Origin of the sequence: Psychrobacillus sp. FSL H8-0487 (genome assembly GCF_038008385.1) — a bacterium.
Classification (GTDB): domain Bacteria; phylum Bacillota; class Bacilli; order Bacillales_A; family Planococcaceae; genus Psychrobacillus; species Psychrobacillus psychrotolerans.
This window is the reverse complement of sequence record NZ_JBBOZA010000001.1, coordinates 1,447,226-1,470,457: the sequence shown is the minus strand read 5'-3', so window position 1 is coordinate 1,470,457 and position 23,232 is coordinate 1,447,226. Positions and strand designations below refer to the sequence as shown.

Genomic DNA, 23,232 nt, shown 5'->3' with positions numbered 1-23,232 from the left:
TCAACTCCTTTTAATTTGTGTCAATCCATATAAGATTTTTATTTGTTGGTGCGGTGGTTCCTGCGTGATACGCTTTGTAAGCATCAATCTTGTCTTGTGAACCGGTAGTAGTTTCAAGGTTATTAGGCTTATTTAACACTTTCGCCCATTCAACGGAATCTGCTACCGCTGCACCTGGCTCTCCTTTATCCCCTTTGGGTCCCTGTGGTCCTATCGGTCCTGTGTCTCCTTTAGGACCTTGAATCCCTTGGGCACCTGTAGAACCTGTATCACCCTTCAAACCTTGAATTCCTTGAGGTCCAGTTGCTCCAACGTCACCCTTATCCCCTTTATCACCTTTTATTCCCTGTATTCCTTGTGCACCAGTTAGACCTATTGGACCTTGGGGTCCAACAGATCCAGTGTCCCCTTTTACCCCTTGAATTCCTTGTGGACCCTGAGCACCAGTTGCACCAACAACACCTTTAATATTTCCTCGAACTGTCCAAACGCTAGCTCCTGTTTTCTCTCGGATATCCCAGGTAGATGTATTTAGATGAAAATCACCAACTACACCCAAACTGGTTGCAGGAATAGCGGTGCTTGAGTGCCAGGTCTTACCGTCTTGACCAGCTACACCTTGTGGTCCTTGAATACCTTGAGCACCCTGTGAACCCATGTCACCTTTGAGTCCTTGAGGACCAATAGGACCTGTCGGACCAGTAGCTCCGGTTGAACCGGTATTTCCTTTCACACCCTGGATTCCCTGTGGTCCAATGGGTCCGATTGGTCCGGTTTCACCTGTATCTCCTTTTTCGCCTTTAGGACCTTGTATATCAACCACTGCCATTTGAGCTGAAACTAAAATGTATTGCCCTTCAGATAATCCTTGTTTCAAGGTGATACCTTTACCGTTTGCGTGTTCTGTAAAAGCAGTTTGTGGTTGTCTTTCGCCATTTACAAATAAATTTACCGCCCTAATCCCAACAGGATAATTCACTCCATCCGTCCAACTATATGACACTTGATCTTCTGTAGTGACAAATTCTTTCTCAAATAATACATAAGATTGAGAGGATCCGGGGGGACCCATCTCACCTTGGTCGCCTGTATCTCCCTTTGGACCTTGAATACCCTGTGGTCCAGTTAACCCTGTGTCGCCTTTGTCGCCCTTGGGACCTTGAACGCCTTGAATTCCTTGTAAACCTCTTGCTCCTGTTGCTCCAATTGGTCCTTGTGCTCCTATATCGCCTTTTGCACCAGTCAAACCAATTGGTCCCTGTGGACCGACATCACCGGTATTACCCTTATCTCCCTTTAATCCTTGTGGACCGGTAGCACCGATAGGACCCTGTATGCCTTGAGGACCAAAAGAACCGGTATCACCTTTTAATCCTTGTGGCCCTTGCAACCCTCGAGGTCCGATAAGGTTGGAGTATTGAAAGCTCGTGTCGTCATTACGTTTAACCCCAAGAGATGTTCCATTCCACACATAGTCAAGTCCAACACCATCCACACCATCTGTACCAGGAGTTCCAGTTTCGCCTATCGTTCCACCTTCAGAAACAGGCTCATCTAATTCACGTTTAATTTTCTCGATGATTGTAGGCATTGGCTGACCAAAAATAGCATCTAGTTGATACCCATCTTTTTCGATGACTTCCACAACTTCTGTTACTCGTAAATGTGCAGTACGTGTTTTCTTTGCATTTTGAACAGTTACGATGTCGCCTAAATTCCAATCTTGACCGTAAACAAATGGACCATATGTTAAAACAGATGTTTCAAAAGATTCTACTCTTGCGTATTCAGCTAGTTTTTGCTCCCCACGATCTAAAAGGTTTCCACCTTCTTCGATATCACGAGCATCAATATAAATCTCATTTCTTGCAAGACCGCTTGCATTACCAATTAAAACTACTTCACGTTCAGCACCTTCACCTTGCCCGGCCACAATTGCTACGTTTTTGTAATCGAGAGCCGATTCAATCACCTTTTGTGATTTTACGTTATCAAATTCAGCGCTAAAAATAACAGGAGGATTTATGTTCTGGATACTGGTTAAGTCTCGACCCTCAAGTGCATCAAACGCATAAGAAGTTCCATCAAACAAAACATCCCATCCTATTCCAGACGAGACACTTATTTTTTCTAATTCATCAGCTAAGTTTTTGAAACGAGTCTGATAAAAGAAAGAGCTCCCACGATTTAGATTGGGAGCAATTGATAAGTTTGGAATTATACGTTCTGGTGTAGTCGTGACTGCATTGTTATTAACAAACCGTTTCATTAATGTTTCAGCGTTTGATGTCTGTGCATCATAGGCTTGTCCAACAGGAGGGATAGTAAAGCGCTTAGCTATCAACCCTTTTAAATCATATCCTCTTATAAGTAATTGATCGCTACCTTTACCGTTCTCGGATGTTGTTTCTTCAATATGAGCAATAACACCCGTCTTATCCAATCCAATATTAATTATGCGCCCTTCTAACAACTCATCCACATTCTCCATGTGTTGATTAACAACAATTTGGAATTCACCTTGTTTATGCCATCGTTTTGTCCACATCACACTTTCAATTGCATCAATCTCTGTAATAAACTCAAATCCATCTGAAAATATCCGAATCATTTATTTCACCTCGTTTCAATCTGTGACTTTAAAACTATTAATTTGTATCTATCCAAATATCTTTATTTTTCGGATTTGTAGGTGCTGTATTTTGCACACTAATTAACATTCCACCGAGTGCTGGAGCTCCAGTTTGAATAGATCCAATGAAGTTGTTCCATTGCTGTTGAAATACATCAGTCGGCACTTGAACAATACTTGATACTACTCCACACAATGATTGATCTAATCGTTCATCTATGACAGTCGCAATTGCAGGAGTTCCTGCGTTCACTCGTACTTGTGCTAGGCTTAATTCATAAACTAAATCATTTCGTTCAAGTGCAGGAACTAATGGAGTGGTTGCAGGTATACCCTGTTTAATAACAACACGTATATCACGATTAGCAATGTTACGATTTAAACGGACAACCACTCGGTCAATACGTGGAAACGATGCGTTACCAGTAGCATGTAATAAATCAATTGGTGCGGTATTCCTATACAGATAGCCCTCCACAAAAGCGGCGCCTATTTCTATATTGGAAACTAGCCCAACACTTTTTGCTACTTTTAATGAGGGTAAATTGTTTCGATAAAACACACCGTTAGTAAGTAGCTCATGATAATATTTTGCAAAATCAGCAGCAGTCACTTCACGATCTGCATCGACTGAATCAAACATAAAAAATTCTTCTGCCATTCATCTCACCTCACTTTTTAAACTGCTAAATATCTTGGATAGAATTTTATTGTGACTGGGGCTTTCTCGTAATCTTCACCAGTTGAGTAGGTTAATAGATTATTACCTGATTCTAATTGGAAGAATGTACTCGCTAGATTTATATAGTTAAAGGCATTGGTTCTCGTGCCATCAACCGCTATTTTTTCCACTCTTTTTTTCCCAAATGCAGTACTTATCCATAACTTTTCACCCGCTAATAAATTTTGCGCTACTTCAATAAATTTACCAGTTGTTTCATTCTCGATTCGAATAGGAGAAGTTGCCGGACCTTCAAAAGTAGCCTCTATTGGTGTTGGTGAATCACCATCATTAACGATAATCCTGGACTTCGCATCTAATTTTTGATTACCAAAAATAGTTGGTAGAATTAATGGGAAAGTTAAGCCTCCACTAAATGTTACTAGTTGTTCTACATGCTCATTTTCAGTCCTCCAAAATGGGTTGTGCGCCATTAGGTCAATGACTGACCGCTGAAACCTTCTCCCTCTAACATCCTTACCTGGTAAAAACGTCGGAACATGTTCTACAACGACATCTATTACTCTTTCAACCGTACCCACCTTATAAGATAACTTTCCCATACCAAGTTTGGGATTGAATACCTGCGCAAGCTTAGTTCGTTTCTGCGCAATATCCACTTCATTTATTCCTAGTATTGAAACCTCAAACGAAATTGCTCTCTCATTTAGAACCACGTCGATAAATGTTGACCCATCTTGATATGGCGCTTTCTGCGTTTGAATATCTGCCCCAACCTCACCAAAACCAGTAAGGGCGGTGAACAGATAATTGTGACGATCAAAAGTGATTGAATCCCCTTTTGAGTTTGTATAAGATAGTTTTTTCATGTACACCCTCCCTTACCATTGCATAGCTAAATCTCGTTGCAATTGTTGGTTTTTGCGTGCTATTTCAGATGCGCTTGCTGTTGGTGCATATACGTTAATCGTACTTGATGCAGTATAGCTTTTTGATGATGGTGTATAAGATGTTCCAGAAGCACCAACTCCACTAATATCCACAGTTCCAGAACCACCAAGCGTACTTTGTAATGCTGCATTAACTGCCATTGCAATATTTCTCGCTTTTTCAACCAAAGATGATTCCATTGAAGCTAATCCGTCTAGTAAGTTTTGTCCTGCGTTCTTACCGACATCTGTCAACGACTTAAATTCCTCGTCAGTGGCTTTCGTAATGTTGTTAATCTCAGTAACCCACTCTGTTTTTAACAAGTTCAATTGCTCATTAGCAGCAAAACGCATTTCTGTAATACGGAAATTTGTATCAGTTCTTAATTGCGCTAATTCCGAATCTGCTATCATTCGCATTTCATTAATACGGATATATGTGTCATTTTTAAGTTGCTCTAATTCCACATTAGCAACTGCTCGTAATTCTTCCAAACGTCGCTGAGTATCTTCTTTCAATCCTGCCATTTCTTTTTCAGCTGAAGCGCGAGCAAATGCTGATTTTTCTTGATACATATTCGAATAATTACTCAACTGTTCTTCAGTCATTGAATTAAGGGCTAATAACTGTGGAAGAGCTTTAGGTCCCATCTCTTTTAATTCAGCTAGTAAACCATCGTCAATCGCTTTGTTCGATAACTTACCGATTTCCGCTTCCCAACTTTTTAAGCCATCTAATTGAGATTGTAGATTTTTAGAAAGAGCATCACCTGATTGTTTTGGAATCATATCGAATCTTTCAAATAGTCCAGTGGAGTTAAGTACTTTTTTGTACTGGTCATCCACAGCTTTAGCATACTCATCAGTTAAGCGTTGTTGATCCGCAATTAATCGATCGTTTATCGATTGTGATTTAGTAGCTAATTCTTCTTTAGCTTTTAAAGTATCAGCTGCCAAACGCTCATTAATGGACTTCGTTTTACTCGCAAGTTCTTCATTAGCTTTTAATATTCCGTCTGACATCTTTTTATCGATATCGACCATCTTAGCGGAAAAATTCTCATTGATTCTAATGACATCATCATTAACTTGCTTCACCACTTGTGCTTTACGTTTCTGGATAGTTTCAAATTTAGTAGAGTGTTCGGCAAAATGCGAACTAAGTTCATCTAGCAATCTGATTTCATCTTGAAGAGAAATTTGACCAAGTCGTTTCTTTTCATCGATGTAAGCAATACCTGATTCAAGCATTTCTTTATCAACTGCACGTTGAGCATCTCGCAAAGCTAGTTGAGCAATTCTTTTTTCTTCTGTACCATCTTTGAAATGTTTAATTGAAACCTTCCAAATTTCCACTTCATCATTTAACGAAATTTCTTCAGCTGCTTTTTTATCGGAGATGAATTTTTTTACAGAACTAAGACGTTCATTAGATATTTCTTGTTCTTTTTTCTGTATGTCAGCCCAAGATTTATCATTAACTTTCGCAAGTTTCTTTTGCTCATCTTCTTCAATTTTTGCGATCTTAGCGGCAGTATCACGTTTATCATTAATTAAACGTTGTGAACCAGATGCAGTAAGCGCTCCTTTTTTATTGACGGATGTTTTTTGAATCGTCTCCACATTTTGTGCTGACTTACGCTCTATTTCTTCAATTTTAGCTGCACTTTCTTTTTGTATAGCAGTCCGTTCTTTTTCTGCATCAGATGCTATCTTAGCTATCTCAGAAGCGTTCTTTTTGGTTACGTCTGTAATAGTTTTACCGACTTCATTTATCGCTTTTTCATTTATAGACTTTGTGGAAGCAATACCAATAGCTAATCCTTCACCAATGTTTACTCCGATGCGCTTCATTTTACGAGATGGAGATTTGACTTCTTGATCTGTTCTAATGGTTTTAGTAATCCATCCTGAAACATCTTTCATTGATTTGATAATAGCTCCGCCCATGGAGTCAATCCCATTCTTTAATCCGCTCATGAGATCTACACCAATTTGCTTCATGTTGGTGTTAGTTAGGTAGGATGTATAATCATTCCACCCCTTTTTCAAATCACCCCATAAAACTCCCCACTTAGACTTGATTTGACCAGTTTCCCAATCAACTTCTTTAACATGTCCTTGTGCTTGTTTTTTTGCTTCTCCTACTACTTCACTATGCATGCCTTTAGCGTGAGCAACTGTAGAATCTCTTGACTTGCCTGCTTCAGCAATCATTCGGTCGGCTTGTTCCTTTGTTATGTCATGTGTTTCATCACGTTGACGGATAATCCAACCCAACTGACCGTCGTATTGTTCTTCTGCAGCTTTGATGGTTTTATCGCGTTGCTCAGCCGAGTTTTTTACAACTTCCGCTGCTTGTCGTGCAGATAAATCTCCTGCCGCCAAAGCCATACGTTCAAGAATAATCTTTTGCTCAATTTCACTGTCAGATAGATTTTTAACTGCAGCTCGATTCATTTCTTCCTTAATACCGTTAATCGCTGCCTCTTCTATAGTTGTTAATTCTCTTTTTTCTTGATAAGCCTTTTCTATAATTGCATTAAATCTATCTTCGCGATCTTGTTGTTCTGCTTTTTGTTGCGCTGAAGAATTAACTTGGCGTTCTAAAATTCTAGCTTCTTGCTCATCCGAAAGCACATTTGAATTCGCAAAGAAAATTCTCGATTCTTCAATTTGTTCAGCATGCTTTTGTTCCATACCTGCTAAAATTTGATTATTCATTTCATCAAATTGAGCTACCATGCTATTTTTAATTTCTTCAGTAACTGTTCCAGAAGTTATAGATAGGTTAGCCATCGACTGCGATACACCATCAGATAATTCGAAGTATGATCCTAATGCCTTTTTGGTAGATTCTGAAACACTTTCTCCAAATCTATCAACTTCTGGAATTGCATCTTCCCTTAAATCTTTAGCAATCAAACCGACTGCCAATCCAAGTCCTGCTACTGCCGCTACTGTTAATCCAATAGGACCGGTGATAACTGCTAATGCTCCACCAAAAGTGGCAGTAGCACCTCCAGCAACACCTATTGCTCCAGCCATTGCTCCTGCTGCCGTAATAATTGCACCGATTGAACTAACTAATGTTCCACCTATAACTAATACAGGACCAATTGCTGCCGCTATTCCTGCCATTACAAGAATATTCTTTTGTGCTTCTGGTGAAAGAGCGTTGAACTTATCTACCATTCCTTGGATAGATTCTGCGCCTTCTCGAAGAGTTGGAATTAGTTTATTACCAATAGTTATTGCTGCAGTTTCAATAGTTCCGCCCAATTCTTCAAGAGCACCATTTAAATTGTCTTTCATCTTAGCAGCAGTTTCGGCAGAAGCTCCACCACTATTTTCAAGTGCTGTAGTCATTTTATCTATTTCTGTTGGACCTGCTTTAATCAGCGCAAGGAATCCACTAACCGCTTCTGTTCCGACTAATTTTGCAAGCGTTGCTACCTTTTGCGCTTCCGTTTCACCTTCCAGTGACTTAGCTAAATCTCCAACTATTCCAGATAGACTTTTAGCTTCTCCGCTACTATCTGTTAAAGAAAATCCTAATTGCTTCATTATTTTCTCTTGTGCTTTAGCTGGATTATTTAATGCTAATAAAGATGCACGTAAAGCAGTACCTGCGTTAGAGCCATCTAAACCGGAATCCGTCATAATACCAATAGCAGCTGCTACTTCTTCAAGTTGTATTCCTAATGCTGCCGCTGGTGCACCTGCGTATTTAAACGCTAATTGCATATCGTCAATTCCTGCAGCTGACGTATTAGCCGCCATTGCCAAGACATCCGCCACTCTACTTGCTTCAGATGCTTCAAGTCCCCATACATTTAAAGCTGCTGCAACCGTTTGTGCTGCTAATGCTAACGATTCACCAGATGCTTCAGAAGCTGAAATTACACCAGGCATAGCACCCATAATCTCCACTGCATTGAATCCCATAGCCGCCATATCTTCCATTGCAACAGCTACTTCGCTTGCAGATTTTGAAGTATCGGCACCTAATCTCAATGCAGATTCATTCAATGCATCCATTTCTCCTGCAGTAGCACCGGCTATTGCTCCAACTCTATCCATTTGTGCTTCAAAATCTGCTGCCATTTTAACTGATGCAGTACCTGCAGCGACAATTGGTGCCGTAATTGCCATGGACATTTTCTTACCAACATTAGTCATACCGTCGCCAATAGCTTTCATTTTATTGCCGACAGCTTCCATACGTTCTCCGGCTTGAGTCCATGCAGAGGATTGAATTCGCAATTCTTCTGTAACTTCATTTAATTCTGTAGTTAAACGGTTATATTGAGTTTGTGCTTCATTTACACGTCTAGCTTGACGTTCTAGCGTTGCTTCATTCGCTGTTCCACTAGCAACTAATTCATCATACTTACGACGTTCTTCGGTTAATTTAACTGATGAAGTAGCAACGGATCTTGTTAATATTTCTTTTTTAGATGTTAATCCCTCCACAGATTTTCCATAATCTGCACCTAATGCTTTAGCAGCTCTTAATTCAGAACCCATTGAACTAAGATGTCTATTCATCTGATTGATGGATCCGTTAAAATTCGAAGCATCCATGGATAGGGAAACTGCTAAACTTCCAATTTCTGTTGTCATATTCTCACCGTCTTTCAGTCACTGTCTTATTTTTGAACACAAAAAATCACAGCCATGGCAATTCATCAGCTGTGACATTTTCCATTTCAATCATTCGTAATTCAAAGAAAAATCTAATATCCATTTGATCTATTTCATGTAGTTTATATCCTTCTTGCATTCGCTCACGATACCAACCTTTTATCCATTCATAGGAATCGAAATCTGTTACTTCCCCGTTTCGTTTCCCTCTTCATCACCTGGTTGAGTAACTAATCCCCCTAAGCCTAATACTTCGTTGAATATACGAGTTGGCTCTGTTTGAATCTGTGTAACACTCAATCCATCCCAAGCTTCTTCTGCAGTGAATTGATTACCAAATGCGAACGCTAGAAAATCAACGAATTCATCATAAAATTCAGCTTCACCAACGTTAGTTGCTTCACGAACTTTCTTGTTCAATTCCAAAGCTTTTCGAAAGACGATTCCTTTTACAAAATCCTCTGTATATGTTCTTTCTTTGCCATCCACACGCAATACTATCTTCATGTATAATTCCTCATTTCTTATTTTGATAAATAAAAAAGAGAGGTACTAGACCCCTCTCAAATTATGGTGTTGGTGTTACTACTGGTTTTTTAACAGTTGCAAAGAATGTAGTTGGTGTTTCTGTAACAAGTGGATCAGTAGTTCGTATTGTGTGTTTAAGCGTTCCATCTGCTAACGGAATAACTTCTCCACTGAATCCACTTTGTTTATATGCAATTTCACCTTTTTTCTTCGTAGCATTTGATTCTTCAGTTGGACGAATCTTAGCTTTAAATAACCAAACTAATTTAGATCCTGATTCAAAACCAATCGCTAAGTAATTAGGTGTATCATTAGTGTTCATAATTACACCTTTATCATCAGATAATTGGTGACCATACCAGTCCGCTTGTACTTCTGAAGGTAAATCAGCGACTTGTCCAGCAAGTGTAATCGTATCCAGTTGAACTTCATTCGCAACTACTTGATCTCCTGCATCAAATGTACCTTCTGAAAAGTTGGGAGTAAGAGTTAATTCAATAGGCATGTTCATTGTTTTAACTTCTCCGTGCTCCTCTGTTGTTTCATCTGTCATCACCGCGTAATGTAATTTTTTAAGACTAATTTTTTCTACTTTTTCTTGAATAGCCATATTTGTAATTCCTCCTAGTGTTTTTTAATATTCATCAAAAAAAGCGAATCGCAACACTTTGTTAAAGTGCGAATCGCCATCTGTATAAGGTGCATCAAATTCTGATGTTCGTTGAAATCCTGTTTGTTCTAGTACCTTGCGTATGTCCTCCACAAGCTGATAGTAGTTGCCCTTTGACCAAACATTTACTTGTATTAGTCTCTCGGTTTCTATTTCCTTGTCAGCGGCTTCTAATGAAGGATTTGAAGTATATTCTAAAAAAGTAACATACTCAGCAGGTAAACCATTGGGTCCTGGTGGATACGATTGAAAAGCAGATTTAACTCCAATGCTTGTAAGTGTGGACGACACCAAATCAACTATATCTCTCATAGTCCTAGCGCTCCCTGAATTTCTTCGATTATTGCATTCATAGATTCTGATTTACTTTGTTCGTATCCTCGAGAGAAAAATGGATTTGGATTAATTTTACCCCACGTTACTTTTTTTCCGCCTTTGGTTATGGTAGACCCTGCGCTTCGTCCAAACTCAAGTATATGAGAATGATAAGCTCGTCCAGTGTGGATGACAACCTCGCCATTTTTTGGACGCTTTAGTTTGATATTCTCCTTGATTACTCCATCAGAACGATCGCCAAAGTTTGCTTCAGCAATAATTGCTTTTTGAGTAATTTTCCCGGCTTTGTTTAATGCTTTGTTTTCTAGTTGCTCCGATATATTTAAGCTACTTAAGTTTTGAAGTGTTTCTTCCAAACCTGTTAGTTGTAATTCCAATCAAAGCACCTCCCGAACAAGAATGGTGAAATATTCATCCTTCTCATCGTCATTTGTCATAGAGGTTATATCGTAATCCTGTCCTTTATGACGGATCCTCATATTGTCACTCACATCATCACGGTATCGAATCCCGAAAGTTTTCATATCTTGCATTTGAACAGCTGCTGCTTCAAATAATCGAGCGCCTTTTAATGTTTTAATTTCAGCCCACACAGTCACATGCTCCGACCATTCTTTGGATGGCCAACCGTTTACTATTTCACCTGGTGGTTTTAGAAAGGTGATTCGATGCCTCATATTCCCTGCATTTGGTTTAGGTTTATATTTAAATTTCTGCATTTGCATCACCTTCTAACACAATTTCATCCAAGGCTTTAGAGATTCCTAAACTATTAATCATGCTTAGAAAATTATCATTGAAGTATTCCAATGAATCATTATAAGCATAACGAGAACGCTCAAAAACAAGCTCTTTAAACGTCTCGTCAGTTTGGATATCATAATCCCCACAAACCTTAGTCAAAGCTTGTAGGGATGATAAAAGGATACGTAATAGGTTTGAATCTTCATCATCCCCTAATCGCATCCTTTCTTTAAACTCATTTAAAATTTCAGGAGTTACATCCATTCAACTCACTCCTTTGTTGATTTCTTTTTATCCTTCGGCTGCTCTTTTTCTTTAACAAAAGCAACCTTGTACTTCGGATGTACTTTGGATAATTCATCAATACGTTTTTTGGTAGGTTTGAAGTCTCCTTTCGGATACTTATCACCTACGTTATAGAGTGTGTTATTGTCCTCAGAATCAATGAATTTGTTAATTACTTCGTATGCCATCTTCATCTACTCCTTTTCTATTTATTAGACTGATGGTGTAGTTGTAAAATCAATATCCAAGTCATAAACTAATGCAGCATTGTTGTCCTTTGGTTTACCATTCGCAAACTGTTTGATTGTAAATAAAGTTGCATCTTCCATAGCTAAAGTTTGATCAAATTTCTTCAACTTGTAACCACCTGCGATTGCAGCAACGTATTCACCTTTTACAAAGAATAGTGCTTTTTTAACAGGGATTTCTTCTGACTCAACAACTTGAAGGTTATATGGAAGTGCCATTACCCATTGACCATTTGCTGTTTGAATAGTATTACGGAAAGAGACTGCAATTTCATCAATAGGATTGATTACCATAACTACTTTATTTTTCACCTTACGAGTTTCACCTTTTGCATTCTTAGATAAAGCACTAACCACCCCATAAAGTTCTCCTGCTATAACCTCACCACGTTCCGATGGTGCGAAAGTTAAAGTTCCAGATGAAACTTTATCTGTGATAGCACCTGTATCTGGATTCTTATCTTTCATTAATCCGATTGGTTGAGACTGTCCATTACCATTAACGAAACCGTATTCAAGACCAACAGAGATAGTTTCAACCGCTACAGTACGCACATAACGCTCAACCCACACTGGTCCAAGTTCAATCATGTCATTTGGTAGAACAGCGAAAGCAGTAAGTTTCAATTGAGAAATTTGTTCTTCTCTGAAACCAGCAGCAATTTGACCAGCAATAGGACCGAACAATTCACCCCATACAAAGTTCTTTTCAGCATCAGAGTAAATGTAGCGAGTTACTGCACCAAGATCTTGAAGTCCTAATGCATCAAGTAATGGATGTTCCTGAACGATATCCTCAAAGATACGTTCCTGTGTAGTTACCGGTAGAATTGTTTCTTTATCAAATCCACCAAATTCTACAGCGTTCTTGAAAAATTTTGTCTCTTCAGAAGTTAAAACATTTTGCCCTCTATTTTGAATAATAGAACGGTCAAGCATTTCGTCATTAACTTGGTTTCGAATAGCAGTAGAAACTTCAGTTTGAAGTGCATAGAAATAATTTTCGTACGCTTCAGTTGTTTCCTTTTCTGTTACTTCCTCTTTTGATAAAACTGCAGTAAGTGCTGCTTTTGCATTTTGAAACGTTTCTGATTTGTTGAATTTAATTGTCATTATATAATTCCTCCATTTTTTGTGTAATTAAAAAAGCCTTACTGCTCTGTTTTGTTTAACAGGAGTTGGCTTTTCTGGTTCCATATTTTTTAATTGATGTAGCTCATCTTTCATAGCTTGCATTTCTACTTTCATTTGAGTTAGTTCATCGTCGTCATTGTCCTCCACAGTTGATGATGTAGCAGTAGCGAAGCCAATTTCAATTGCTTTTTGTGCACTAAACCACGTTTCAGCATCTACCATGTTACGCATTTCTTCACGTTCAACATTTGCTTTAGTCATGTAGATATCAATGATTCCATCCTCTAGGTTGTCTAAAACATCCGCTTCTTTACGCATGTCCGTTTTACTGCCCCATACAATAGTGCTCGCTTCATGAATCATAATCATTGATCCCATACCCATATTTAATTCATCTGCTGCCATTGCAATAACTGAAGCTGCTGAACACGCCCAACCGTCAATATTGATAATTACTTTGCCATCATGTTTCTTCAAGCGGTTATAAATAGCAATACCGTCAAAAGCGTCACCACCAGGACTATTTAAGTTGATAACAATATCACCATTAATAGATTTAAGAGCATTATCAATATCCGCTGCTGAAACTGAATCATCCCACCATGAATCTCCGATAATTCCGTATATCGTTATTTCTGTAGCATTCGTTGTTTCATTTTGAAACGTTTCGAACTTACGCTCAACTTTTTTTAATTGCTCAATGTGAGACTGGTTTTTGAAGGACTTTAAAAAATCCTCTTTCAAATTTCTACGCATTATTCATTCTCACCCCCTTTAAGTGCTTCTGAACCTTCTTGATAGTTTTTAGTGACAAAGTAAGCGTCCATAATTGGATCATCTACCCTTTCCCATCCTGCTACATCTCTTAATTCATTACTACTAGCAAAACCTGAGGATTTCAATTTATCAATAGAAGTAGCCAAGTCGAAAATATCACGATATGAAGCTTTTCGAATCTCAATACTCTGTCCGGCAAGGTATTCTTTTTGAGTAAAAAACTTTACATTAGCTTCATCTTTTATCTTTTTCAGCAAAGGAGCAATGGTAAAAAACATATAGTTCTTCGTCTGTTTTTCTACATCAGCCATATCTCCTCGCAAAAGACTAATAGGAATACCAAGAGCAAATGCAATTTGATCTAAAAATCCATTTGTCACTTTATTAATTTCATCTACGCTTTGACCAGCTAATCCATTGGATGATACTTCTTCGTATTTAACGCCTTTTTGTTGAGGAACAATTGCAATGTCCTTCTTTTCAAATGCATCGTAAAGCTTATTGATATAGCCTTTTAGTTTTTCACGTTCTTCTTCAGTTTTGGCAGTAGTCATATCCATATCTACGGTTCCGCGAATCTGGTTCTTTCTTTTTTGAGCTTTTAAAACGCTGCCGAACAAATCCCCGTAATCTGTGAATAGACTATCAATTAGTGGAGTTAATTTTTCATTTCCATATCTTAGATGAATAACTTCACTTTGCTTGAAAGTCCTTTTGAATTCGAAATCTTTCACAACAACATTTGAAAATATATCATCAAATACCGCATATTCTTTATGAATAAAGCTATCCGCTATTAATAGATCACCTTTATCTGCTTGAATAATTAAGCACTCATTTTCGAAAATATATTTATAAATAAATGTTTGCCAAAACGTACTAGCCGTCACATTTTTACTGGGCCGTACATTCAAACGGTAATACAGTTCATCTTTTATAAAGGTATCGCCATTTTTCACTCTAAATTCCGATTGACTGATCGTCCTCCCGATAAACGAAATGCACGTTTCTATAGCTAGCTTTTTCATGTGTAATCTCTTGGCTTTATCTTCGAATAATTCCATATCAAACAAAAATTCTAACTCGCTATTTCTTTTAAAAATTGCATCTAAGAATCCCAAATTTTATCACCCCCTTTAGAAATCAATATCACCGATGAAGAAACTACTGTCTTCCACAATCTCATCTGCTCTGTATAAGCCATGTACGAAAGCTTGGAAGCCGTCTGTTTTACGTCGAATCGGCTCTTTCTTCAAATACTCTTTGTTGCCATCTTTTTTAATAAACACCAGGACATTGTTTGTGTACCAATTCATTAAAGGATTATCTCCCCAAATAATTTTTCTGTTCGCAAATGCCATTTCAATACGTGGAGCTAATAAACTGTGGATGGCTTTTGGATTCCTCACCACTTCCACTTCAAATCCTTCAGCTTCAAAGAGAGGTCTCAATGATTCCATTCGGAAATTATCGGCAATAATTTTTTTGATATTATATAATTCGCGCATCTGCACAAACCATTGCACAATTGCATTAGGATCTATTGTTTCTGCATCTATCACAGTAAGAAGACCTTCTTCTTCCCATTTACGGATAGGCGCAAATTTTTTCTTCCCAGCCATTTCTGCGTCATGTTTCTTAGAATAGCTGTAGAATTTATCAACAAATTCTTTACGTGCGTATGAGTGCGTTTTGAAAATATAATCACCGTTGTCGCGGAACAACAAGCCACATGCAGCGAAATCGCGAATACTCGCATAATCCAAACATCCGATACATTCGCGACCTATTAATTCATCCTCCGGAATAGGTCGGTTAGTAGCAAGAATTTCTTCCCATTTCGCAACTGACTTTTCCAAATCCGTAATAGGTAAATTCATACGCTTTGTCATGAATTCTTCACGATTGGAAGGATCGTCCTCTAAATCTTCGTACTCTTCAAATATGGTGTCGAATAAACCTTGTGCGTAACCGCTACGAGGTTCACATAACATTGGATTAGATTTCTCCCAATTAGATGCATCATCGATTTCTGATTCATCATCCAATTTGCAGATAAAGGGGAACAAGGCATTTGCTCTTGCTTCTCCACGTAATACCTTCAAAGCCTTTTCTTTCAACTTATCTAAGAATCCATCACGCACATATCCATCTGTACCAATATAAAATTCACGTGGATTTGCTTTTTTACCAAGACCACTAACATGAACCCTTACATCTTTGTTTGATTCATATTGATGAATTTCATCAAACACAACCATACCGTCACGTAAACCATCTTTTGTTTCACCATTGGATGTACGGTATTTTAAAACAGATTCTGTTTTCTTATTTGTAATTTTTTCTTTCGTTCGTGCGAACATCGCTTTTAAGGTGCTATTTCGTCCGATTACACCGTATGTTTCATCAAAGGATGTCTTCGCCTGTTCTTCACTGTTCGCGACGATAGAGACGTTATATTCACGTATTCCGTGAAGGGGAGTTGTTAAGAAATGAGTGATTACTGAAATCAAACCATTCTTACCAGCACCACGACCAATCATCCATAAATGCTTACGGTAAAATACGCGATCGTTCTTAGTGAAAAATAAAAAGACGAATGCTATCAAGAACTTTTGGAATGGCTGCAGTGGAAAATACCACTTCTCACCAAACTTAATACAGTTCTCAATCATTTCGTCATTGAAATACAAATCATTCCGATTCAATACATGCTCTTGCAAATATTCAATCAGTTGGATCCGTTCTTTATTTAGTTTTATCTTCCCAGATTCATAGAGCTGAATATATTCATCTACATACTTATTACTAATCAACTAAATCAGCATCCGTAAATTCTTCTTTTCCTTCCACAGTTGATGCAGTAGAGGAAGGGGCTGCTCCTTCGCTAACAAAATTGAATGACTTTTCAAGAGCAATTAGCTGAGTATTAATTTTCATTTTTTCTGTCATGGCCGGATGCGTCTTGATATATCGCTGTTTGCCATTTTCGACAATAATTGTAGCCCCATCTTTTTCAATAGCAGCATCACATTGAATATCTAAATTTATCAGCTGGATGTAACGTTTAATTTTTTTGACTTCAATCAAGTCGTCGCAATCAATACGACTCATCAATTGCAGTTCTAATTTCTCGATTTCCAATATACCCCTCCCCCCTCTCACGTGGATTCATGCTTTTCTCTAAAAATCTGGACAGAACAGGCTCCAACCGGTGTAGGGCCAAAAGTTTTTTCTCAAAATATTTTGAGGGGGGGTAATATATTTATTTTTTTATTCATAATCCTTACCACCTCTCGTCTGATTCCCATTTGTTTATCTTCTTTTCGAATGAACGATCATGTTCTTTGTTGTGACAATCAACGCATACTACTTCGAGATTGTCTGTATCTAATGCTAACTCTGGATGATGCTCTAGTTCTTTAATGTGATGGACAACGAGTTTTATTTTCTTTCGCTTTGCTTTCTCACTGTATTCATTGGTATCAATAGAAACTTTACCGTTGCGTTTACATTCTTGGCATTCGTTGTTGTCACGTTGTTTAATGTGTTTAGATAACTTTCTCCATGCATAACTGTTATAGAACTTTGCTTTTTGTTCTACTGATTTGTATTCAGACAATGTTAATCACCTACCTGTTACTCTCAGTTAAATGTAAAGTAATGCTGCAACATCCCCAGCAATAACATTAGTGATACGTACTTTGCTATTCATTACATGTACTAACTCATCACTGTAAGCGTTGTTGTAAAACTTTTCTTTAGCATCGAATGATTCAGAAGGAAAAGCGATTACTTCTTTTATGCCTTCAGCTTCAATTGATACAAATATAAATGGTAATTGTTTCTCGCGTGCTACATCGAATAGGTTTGTTAGATCTTCTTTTGTTAATCTATCATTTACTTTCTCCACCTTGATTCCTCCATTCATTAAACATTCGGGACAAAATTCTGTTGTTGCTTCATTGTTACAATTTGGATAGTTGAAACATTTATTTGCCATTCATATCCCTCCACAATCAATTGTTATAACCAACCACGCCTCTTAGTAGGTTCTATATCAAATGTTCTTAACATCATTGGTTGTTCTTGATGTAACACATAAGACTTACCTGATTCTTCATCTATCCCAATAACCGTATTGTTTGGTTCAGCTACAATGATCTTTAATGACTTACCATTTAAGCTTTGCCAATCTATTACTTTCGTTATAGTCACGTAATCCCTCCACAATCATATTTACTATTCAACTGATAGCTCACAGATAATGGATCACCATTCCCTTTCTCGATTTGACTTATCAGTATTCAAGAATGACCACATCCTTTCAGGATTTTCGATTACCTTTTAAGCATGTTCCGTATACCATTTCTGTAATTGTTTTTATGGTTGTATCTTGGTGTTGTGCCTTGCATTATTGATTCTTCGAGCCTTCTTTCTACACCCTTTTCAAATAAAGGCATCAAGGAACACTTTAAACACATACAGTCACATCCTTTTATGTATAATAAAAAGCCACACCCGAATGGATGTGACTCTGATTTTGTCATTTATTTTTCTTTAAAAGTACAGCGGTAATTTCTTTTATTTCTTCATCAGTTAAAGGACTCTCACGTAAAATTATATCAGTGTACGGTTCTAATCTTTCACTAATTTCCTCTTTCGTTAAACCAGTGAGTCTCATTGTTTCTTTTATTACACCAAGCAGTGCTCCTCCACCAGGAGTAAATTCTATTGCCTCTAATAATGTAGGCGATTTTGTCATGCATAACACCTCCCTCCACACTAATCATAATGTGATTGGAAATGATTGTCACTGATAGAAATTTGATAAAACTATTTAAAAATAAATCTCTCCATCTTTATCATTCTTCTTAAAATAAACAACTTCTTTATCATGAACAACCTTTTCATATCTTTCCATAAAGTCTGTCGTTATATCTTTAGTTCTCCGACCGCTTTGCGTATTGGAGTAATCCTCGTATTTTTCACCATTATTGACAGCGACCTTTTCGAATAATTGTTCTTTAAAACCATAATCCTCGTAAGTATCAATAATCTCTTTATATTTTTTCATCATCGATCTAGTTGATAGTCCTAAGTGATATTTTAAATAGAATCCTCCATCACCGTAACCTTCTTTAGTTGTGTCAATTATTTCCCAACCCTCATTTAAATACTTATCTACTGATCCTTCTTGTACCGTAAGAACTTTTAATAAATCTTTCATTTATACACTCCCCTTTCTTTTTGTCACTATTCGACAAGTAAAAGGGAAAGTCCTTCTAGTAATTTTACATTATAAAAGCACCCGAACAATTAAGTCCAGATGCTTTTTTCGAAGGGAGAAAACTTTAAAGAACTTTTTCGTCGGTTCTTTATAGTCTTATAATAATTGGTTTTTTCAATAGCTTCTATAATTTAATTACAACTTAACATCACATTAAGTTAGGTTTCTGAAATTCCTTGGTTACTAAGATTTGTTATTTCCGAAAATACTTTTCGTGTTCTGTTGGTTTGTCATCATCAAGAGAACCTTCCATGAAACGATCAAACTTTTCGGTACATTTTCCGCATAAGTCAAACGCTCTATCGAGTACATGTCCTTCTACGATCAATCTTCTTTTAAACCTTGTTATGTTAACCAATCTATACCAACGTTCATTTATTTTATCCTCGCATCTATCGCATACTCGGTATTCTTTTCTGACCTTCATGGATTCACTCCTTCCTCCCATATGTCAACCATTCACGCTGTGTGCATAATCAATCATCTTCATAATCTGTGCATGCTTATTGTAAATATAATTTGGACTTTTACCTATTTCATCTGCAATTGAAATAAGTGTTTTACCCTCCACATGCTTCATATAAAGAATTTTGTTTTCTAGTCCTCTAAATGTGTTAATTAACTTTTTCATATCTTCTAAGTCGTTCATTTTAGTTGCTAATTCACGTTCAGCTACTTCAATTATTTCTTCCAACTGAGCACCATGGCTCTCAGAAGTTAATTTTACTTTTATTAAGTCTCCAGAAACCCAACGATCTAGTTCGTTTTTATTTCGATTAATATTAAATTCTAAATCTGCAATTTCATCTTCAAGATTTTGATAGTTTTTTAACCATTCATACACATGGACCACCTACTTTCCGTCTCTTAATACCTGTTCAGCAAATGCACTCGCAACAGCAGCTACATGTATTAATTCTTCATAAAGATTATTCGCATCGGTATCTTTACTGGCAATACTACCTTGTTGCATTGCTTCACATACTTCTCCGAACTCTTCACCGAGGATTGCTAACCATCTACCATTGTTATGATTTTGCTTACCCCATTTAATATTTTGTCTAAAACGTTCCTGGAGTATATGTGTATTGACTGTAACCATGGTTGTTTCGTAGTTCATTGTTTTCCCTCCACAGATAGAGCCTTTTCCATCTGATTTATTAATATTGTTGTATATACAAGAGAATCTAATAATTCCTCTCGATGATGCTTATGCCATTGGAGAACAGAAAGCGAATCCGGTTCAACAGTATGACCATATTTAGCTATTCCTTTAACAGTCTGTAATTCTAGTAAATTACTTACTTCACGCAAGATATCATTTGCTATGATTTCTTCATCTATAGTCAATTCAATGCCTCCAGTTGTTTACGCAATTGCTTTGCTTCTTTTTCCTTTTCTTGTCCCCATTTGACTGCATTCTCAAGACTTTGTGCTTGTTCAGTTAGGAATCGAATATCACTGACTATTGCTTTTTGCGTATCGAGTTCTAATCCTAACGTGTGAATGTTAGGGATTAAATTGTGTTTAATAGAAGCTAATCGTTGTTTGTCAGACATCTACCTTCACCTTCCTCCTACCTTTGCCATAATGTAATTCTTCTGTAATGGCTCTTTGCTTAGTCCACTTTTGAAAATGAAACCTGTTGTACGCCACTGTCTCAGGCACATTATGTTGTCTCATGATTTTAAGTTCTTCATTTGTAAATTGAGTTTTCATGGTTTCCTTCCTTCACCTTTTGGTCGAACTGCGTTGTAAACTAATTTATTGATTTTCCGAATAATTGTTCTTCGCATTTGTCACAAAGTACAGGATTTACTGGCTTTCCGTAGCAACCACACATATAACCACTACAACAAATCTCAGCTTCGTAATCATCAGCAACCTCTATATCTGTATTGCACATATCACAATCCCATCTTTTCAATTTTCTATTCCTCCTTATCTCGCCTAATGTGTCGACTGCGACAATTTTGGTAATTATTTTATTTTAATGTTTCGTTGCCTTAACAATAGGGCATAATAATCAATACTAAGGTACTATTAAAAGGAGGTGTTTGTTATGAATCTTATTTATAAAGAACTAAATAAATTAATTGATGACTATTACTTATGTGAATGTTTGGAGATCAAAGAACATATAAAATGTGATATTCAGCTTTTAACCGAAGCTGTGTATATTTATGGTGAATCCACTTCTCACTTAGAATAAATACTTTTTAAAAGGTTAATTTGTATTTTGGATTTCGCATTATGTGTCAACGTTGCAGTTACTTCTCCAATCGTTTAACACGCTTCACTAAATTTATAACAGCAAAACTATTTACAAGAACTCCAATAGCTATTACTAGAATGATAATGTCGGTAATCATTTTGATTCCTCCCCATAAGGTACAATTCTTCTCATAACCGCCCTACACTTCGAAAAACTAACATCATCACCTTTGTATTTATATCTACTTCCACGACCATCGTTATAGTTGAAATTCTTCCCATAGGTAACAGATTCAGTATCATCACGTTTAACTACTTCATATCCACGTTCTACTAAATCAGCAATAGCAGAGTTTAATTCTTCGATAGTTCCACGATTGATTGTTATTTGGTTGTTTTGCATATATCCATATGGATTTGTTGTCATGTGAACACTCCTTTAATATTAAAAAGCTCCTGATTTTAAATAATGCTTAGCTTGGTAATAAAAGTGGTGATATATCCAATTTCCACTGAATTTCTTATCCATATAGACAATTTCAAAATTATATTTTGCTTTGAAAGTATTCAGTGTTCCAAGTAAAGCTAAAGGATTGTATTTCGAACGATATTTACCATTTATCATTTTCGAGTAACCGTCTTGGTCCTCCACAATTAAAGTGAAGGGAATGCCTTGCGAACGAATTAACTCATTTTCAAATGCAGAACGTGTATCTTTTTGTAAGTTACCTGTGATCTCATCTATGTGTGCTTTACGTTCAACGCGACTACTTAAATAAATATCTCGTGTTATTCCTAACTCTTCATTTCTAGGAATCATGCAACCATAATCACCAGTATCTAATTTTTGAATTTTCACTGGTATTTGCTTTTGGTTCAAATAATCAAGGATATGGCCATTTACATTTTCACGAGTATCAACGACAATCGTGAGTGTTTTAAGAATTTTATTTAATTCGGTATCTGTGTAATGGTAAGAAATCAATTCGTATCACCTAACAATTCAGGATTATCGTATTTGTTTCCTACAACAACTCCGAATAGATTTACTGATGAAAGCAATTGTACTGCCATCAAATCATCACACTTAGCGTAAAAAGCACCTTGCTTGTAAATGACTTCCCAAATGAAGTTTTCGTCATCTTTAATTAAATCAGCATCATAAATCTGTTTACCTTTGATATCCAATAGGCCTGTGTATCGCATTAATACATGGTCATTTTTTTCTGAGAAGTATAGTAACTCTTTATCATGGTCAATGCATTCGATGTACCATAACTCATTGTTTTCGAACCCCATTTTATTAACCTCAATAATTTCTTCTAAATCTTTGCACCAAAGACGAAACTTAATCTCTCTCATCGTCATGCCCCTTTCTTCGCATACATCACCGCACGCTTATATAATTCTTTTCCCATTTTTATAGATTCATCATTTGCATATAATCGAAAATCGGAATAAATATCTATCCAACCATTTTGAGCGAGCATGATCATCCAGTCGTTAAATAATTCGAGTGAATCATCTTCAGCACATAGCCATTCATTCAATTTATCGTTTTGTTGCCATCCGCACATTTGATGAACCATTTTCATAAGTGTGATATTTTCACTACTTTCGTTTTTCCATGATTGGAACCATTTTTCGATTTTTGGAAATATACCTTCAGCAACCTTCATTGTTTCCGCTGGTACTAATTGATGATTTTTCAATTCAATTTGTCCATCAGAATCTAATTTCATATCAGCACCACTTTTCCAAATGTCTGATAGGATCTTTAATACTTGCATTCATTCAGCCCCAAACCATGATAAATTCTTGTATTATTTCCAATCTGTTTTGTGCTGAAATCGAATACGTTCATACTTCTTCCGAACCAAACTTTATTTAGAGGTTTAATATTTATTGCTTCGCAATATCTCAAATATCTTGCATATACTTCATCTTGCGTTATTTCATGATTTTCTTTTTTTACAATATTCTCTCTGATAAATTCATCCATTTATATCACCTCGTTATCAATATTTTAAAAGATGCGCTTAAACTAACTAAAATAACCCTTAAGCAACCGAAAGTTATTAAAGGAAAATCTTCGGAAACGTTGTAGTATCAATAG

Annotated in this window: 34 protein-coding genes; 1 reads left to right on the top strand and 33 read right to left on the bottom strand. The window is 36.9% G+C overall.

Going from position 1 to position 23,232, the window contains the following annotated elements; all coding sequences use genetic code 11:
- Positions 1-10 precede the first annotated feature (10 nt).
- The 28 genes from MHI47_RS07170 to MHI47_RS07035 all read right to left on the bottom strand — a co-directional run bounded on the left by MHI47_RS07170 (position 11) and on the right by MHI47_RS07035 (position 20,829).
- On the bottom strand, positions 11-2,611 hold the full coding sequence (locus MHI47_RS07170; protein WP_340830240.1) for a Gp37-like protein: 2,601 nt from the start codon (positions 2,609-2,611) through the stop codon (positions 11-13).
- A 37-nt stretch (positions 2,612-2,648) separates the two neighbouring features.
- Positions 2,649-3,293: a hypothetical protein gene (locus MHI47_RS07165; RefSeq protein ID WP_340830239.1), complete on the bottom strand. Its 645-nt coding sequence runs from the start codon at positions 3,291-3,293 to the stop codon at positions 2,649-2,651.
- Between the two features lie 17 nt (positions 3,294-3,310).
- Positions 3,311-4,183 (bottom strand): phage tail family protein, encoded by an 873-nt coding sequence (locus MHI47_RS07160; RefSeq protein ID WP_340830238.1) that lies wholly within the window; start codon positions 4,181-4,183, stop codon positions 3,311-3,313.
- A 12-nt stretch (positions 4,184-4,195) separates the two neighbouring features.
- Positions 4,196-8,869 (bottom strand): phage tail tape measure protein, encoded by a 4,674-nt coding sequence (locus MHI47_RS07155; RefSeq protein ID WP_340830237.1) that lies wholly within the window; start codon positions 8,867-8,869, stop codon positions 4,196-4,198.
- Between the two features lie 207 nt (positions 8,870-9,076).
- Entirely contained in the window at positions 9,077-9,397 is a 321-nt protein-coding gene (gene gpG / locus MHI47_RS07150; RefSeq protein WP_340762632.1) for a phage tail assembly chaperone G, read from the bottom strand.
- 61 nt (positions 9,398-9,458) lie between these two features.
- Positions 9,459-10,028 carry a major tail protein gene (locus MHI47_RS07145; protein WP_340830236.1) on the bottom strand — a complete coding sequence of 190 codons (570 nt, stop codon included), beginning with the start codon at positions 10,026-10,028 and terminating at the stop codon, positions 9,459-9,461.
- 24 nt (positions 10,029-10,052) lie between these two features.
- Positions 10,053-10,400: a hypothetical protein gene (locus tag MHI47_RS07140; RefSeq protein WP_340830234.1), complete on the bottom strand. Its 348-nt coding sequence runs from the start codon at positions 10,398-10,400 to the stop codon at positions 10,053-10,055.
- A complete protein-coding gene (locus MHI47_RS07135) occupies positions 10,397-10,801 on the bottom strand; it encodes an HK97-gp10 family putative phage morphogenesis protein (RefSeq protein ID WP_340830233.1) in 405 nt (134 codons plus the stop codon). Before MHI47_RS07135 ends, MHI47_RS07140 begins: the two co-directional genes overlap by 4 nt.
- Entirely contained in the window at positions 10,802-11,143 is a 342-nt protein-coding gene (locus tag MHI47_RS07130) for a phage head closure protein (RefSeq protein ID WP_340830232.1), read from the bottom strand. It lies immediately after the preceding gene.
- Entirely contained in the window at positions 11,130-11,432 is a 303-nt protein-coding gene (locus MHI47_RS07125) for a hypothetical protein (RefSeq protein WP_340830230.1), read from the bottom strand. The genes MHI47_RS07130 and MHI47_RS07125 overlap by 14 nt, the downstream gene beginning before the upstream one ends.
- Positions 11,433-11,437: 5 nt before the next feature.
- Positions 11,438-11,641, bottom strand: a complete 204-nt coding sequence (locus MHI47_RS07120; protein ID WP_340830229.1) for a hypothetical protein — start codon at positions 11,639-11,641, stop codon at positions 11,438-11,440.
- A 24-nt stretch (positions 11,642-11,665) separates the two neighbouring features.
- Positions 11,666-12,814 carry a phage major capsid protein gene (locus tag MHI47_RS07115; protein WP_340830227.1) on the bottom strand — a complete coding sequence of 383 codons (1,149 nt, stop codon included), beginning with the start codon at positions 12,812-12,814 and terminating at the stop codon, positions 11,666-11,668.
- Between the two features lie 27 nt (positions 12,815-12,841).
- Positions 12,842-13,591, bottom strand: a complete 750-nt coding sequence (locus MHI47_RS07110) for a head maturation protease, ClpP-related (RefSeq protein ID WP_340830225.1) — start codon at positions 13,589-13,591, stop codon at positions 12,842-12,844.
- Entirely contained in the window at positions 13,591-14,676 is a 1,086-nt protein-coding gene (locus MHI47_RS07105) for a phage portal protein (protein ID WP_340832013.1), read from the bottom strand. The genes MHI47_RS07110 and MHI47_RS07105 overlap by 1 nt, the downstream gene beginning before the upstream one ends.
- Positions 14,677-14,748: 72 nt before the next feature.
- The gene (locus MHI47_RS07100) at positions 14,749-16,428 is read right to left on the bottom strand and encodes a terminase TerL endonuclease subunit (protein ID WP_340830223.1); all 1,680 of its coding nucleotides are present in this window, start codon (positions 16,426-16,428) and stop codon (positions 14,749-14,751) included.
- Entirely contained in the window at positions 16,421-16,756 is a 336-nt protein-coding gene (locus MHI47_RS07095) for a P27 family phage terminase small subunit (RefSeq protein ID WP_340830222.1), read from the bottom strand. The genes MHI47_RS07100 and MHI47_RS07095 overlap by 8 nt, the downstream gene beginning before the upstream one ends.
- A gap of 142 nt (positions 16,757-16,898) precedes the next feature.
- Complete coding sequence (locus MHI47_RS07090; RefSeq protein ID WP_340830221.1) at positions 16,899-17,234, bottom strand: HNH endonuclease; 336 nt, start codon at positions 17,232-17,234, stop codon at positions 16,899-16,901.
- Between the two features lie 27 nt (positions 17,235-17,261).
- Positions 17,262-17,615, bottom strand: a complete 354-nt coding sequence (locus MHI47_RS07085) for a hypothetical protein (RefSeq protein WP_340830220.1) — start codon at positions 17,613-17,615, stop codon at positions 17,262-17,264.
- Positions 17,616-17,638: 23 nt separating this feature from the next.
- Complete coding sequence (locus tag MHI47_RS07080) at positions 17,639-17,830, bottom strand: hypothetical protein (protein WP_340830219.1); 192 nt, start codon at positions 17,828-17,830, stop codon at positions 17,639-17,641.
- A 328-nt stretch (positions 17,831-18,158) separates the two neighbouring features.
- Complete coding sequence (locus MHI47_RS07075) at positions 18,159-18,377, bottom strand: hypothetical protein (RefSeq protein ID WP_340830218.1); 219 nt, start codon at positions 18,375-18,377, stop codon at positions 18,159-18,161.
- A gap of 75 nt (positions 18,378-18,452) precedes the next feature.
- Positions 18,453-18,842 carry a hypothetical protein gene (locus MHI47_RS07070; protein WP_340830217.1) on the bottom strand — a complete coding sequence of 130 codons (390 nt, stop codon included), beginning with the start codon at positions 18,840-18,842 and terminating at the stop codon, positions 18,453-18,455.
- 253 nt (positions 18,843-19,095) lie between these two features.
- On the bottom strand, positions 19,096-19,329 hold the full coding sequence (locus MHI47_RS07065; protein ID WP_340830216.1) for a hypothetical protein: 234 nt from the start codon (positions 19,327-19,329) through the stop codon (positions 19,096-19,098).
- A gap of 24 nt (positions 19,330-19,353) precedes the next feature.
- Positions 19,354-19,746, bottom strand: coding sequence for a hypothetical protein (locus MHI47_RS07060; RefSeq protein ID WP_340830215.1), 393 nt, complete (start codon positions 19,744-19,746; stop codon positions 19,354-19,356).
- Between the two features lie 9 nt (positions 19,747-19,755).
- Complete coding sequence (locus tag MHI47_RS07055) at positions 19,756-20,022, bottom strand: MazG-like family protein (RefSeq protein ID WP_340830213.1); 267 nt, start codon at positions 20,020-20,022, stop codon at positions 19,756-19,758.
- A complete protein-coding gene (locus MHI47_RS07050) occupies positions 20,019-20,252 on the bottom strand; it encodes a hypothetical protein (protein WP_340830211.1) in 234 nt (77 codons plus the stop codon). Before MHI47_RS07050 ends, MHI47_RS07055 begins: the two co-directional genes overlap by 4 nt.
- Positions 20,249-20,461 (bottom strand): hypothetical protein, encoded by a 213-nt coding sequence (locus MHI47_RS07045; RefSeq protein WP_340830210.1) that lies wholly within the window; start codon positions 20,459-20,461, stop codon positions 20,249-20,251. Before MHI47_RS07045 ends, MHI47_RS07050 begins: the two co-directional genes overlap by 4 nt.
- Positions 20,454-20,621, bottom strand: coding sequence for a hypothetical protein (locus MHI47_RS07040; RefSeq protein WP_340830208.1), 168 nt, complete (start codon positions 20,619-20,621; stop codon positions 20,454-20,456). The genes MHI47_RS07045 and MHI47_RS07040 overlap by 8 nt, the downstream gene beginning before the upstream one ends.
- A 40-nt stretch (positions 20,622-20,661) precedes the next feature.
- Positions 20,662-20,829 (bottom strand): hypothetical protein, encoded by a 168-nt coding sequence (locus tag MHI47_RS07035; protein WP_340830207.1) that lies wholly within the window; start codon positions 20,827-20,829, stop codon positions 20,662-20,664.
- A 135-nt stretch (positions 20,830-20,964) separates the two neighbouring features.
- Between MHI47_RS07035 and MHI47_RS07030 the strand changes: the two genes are divergently transcribed.
- Positions 20,965-21,114 carry a hypothetical protein gene (locus tag MHI47_RS07030; protein WP_340830206.1) on the top strand — a complete coding sequence of 50 codons (150 nt, stop codon included), beginning with the start codon at positions 20,965-20,967 and terminating at the stop codon, positions 21,112-21,114.
- Positions 21,115-21,270: 156 nt separating this feature from the next.
- On the opposite strand, the gene MHI47_RS07025 is transcribed toward MHI47_RS07030, so the two are convergent.
- Genes MHI47_RS07025 through MHI47_RS07005 form a run of 5 tightly spaced genes read right to left on the bottom strand, consistent with a single transcriptional unit; the run spans position 21,271 to position 23,118 of the window.
- Positions 21,271-21,543, bottom strand: a complete 273-nt coding sequence (locus MHI47_RS07025; RefSeq protein WP_340830204.1) for a hypothetical protein — start codon at positions 21,541-21,543, stop codon at positions 21,271-21,273.
- 18 nt (positions 21,544-21,561) lie between these two features.
- Entirely contained in the window at positions 21,562-22,101 is a 540-nt protein-coding gene (locus tag MHI47_RS07020) for an ERCC4 domain-containing protein (protein ID WP_340830202.1), read from the bottom strand.
- Positions 22,098-22,478 (bottom strand): YopX family protein, encoded by a 381-nt coding sequence (locus MHI47_RS07015; protein WP_340830200.1) that lies wholly within the window; start codon positions 22,476-22,478, stop codon positions 22,098-22,100. Before MHI47_RS07015 ends, MHI47_RS07020 begins: the two co-directional genes overlap by 4 nt.
- A 2-nt stretch (positions 22,479-22,480) precedes the next feature.
- On the bottom strand, positions 22,481-22,906 hold the full coding sequence (locus MHI47_RS07010) for a hypothetical protein (RefSeq protein ID WP_340830198.1): 426 nt from the start codon (positions 22,904-22,906) through the stop codon (positions 22,481-22,483).
- The gene (locus MHI47_RS07005; protein ID WP_340830197.1) at positions 22,894-23,118 is read right to left on the bottom strand and encodes a primase-like DNA-binding domain-containing protein; all 225 of its coding nucleotides are present in this window, start codon (positions 23,116-23,118) and stop codon (positions 22,894-22,896) included. The genes MHI47_RS07010 and MHI47_RS07005 overlap by 13 nt, the downstream gene beginning before the upstream one ends.
- Positions 23,119-23,232 lie beyond the last annotated feature (114 nt).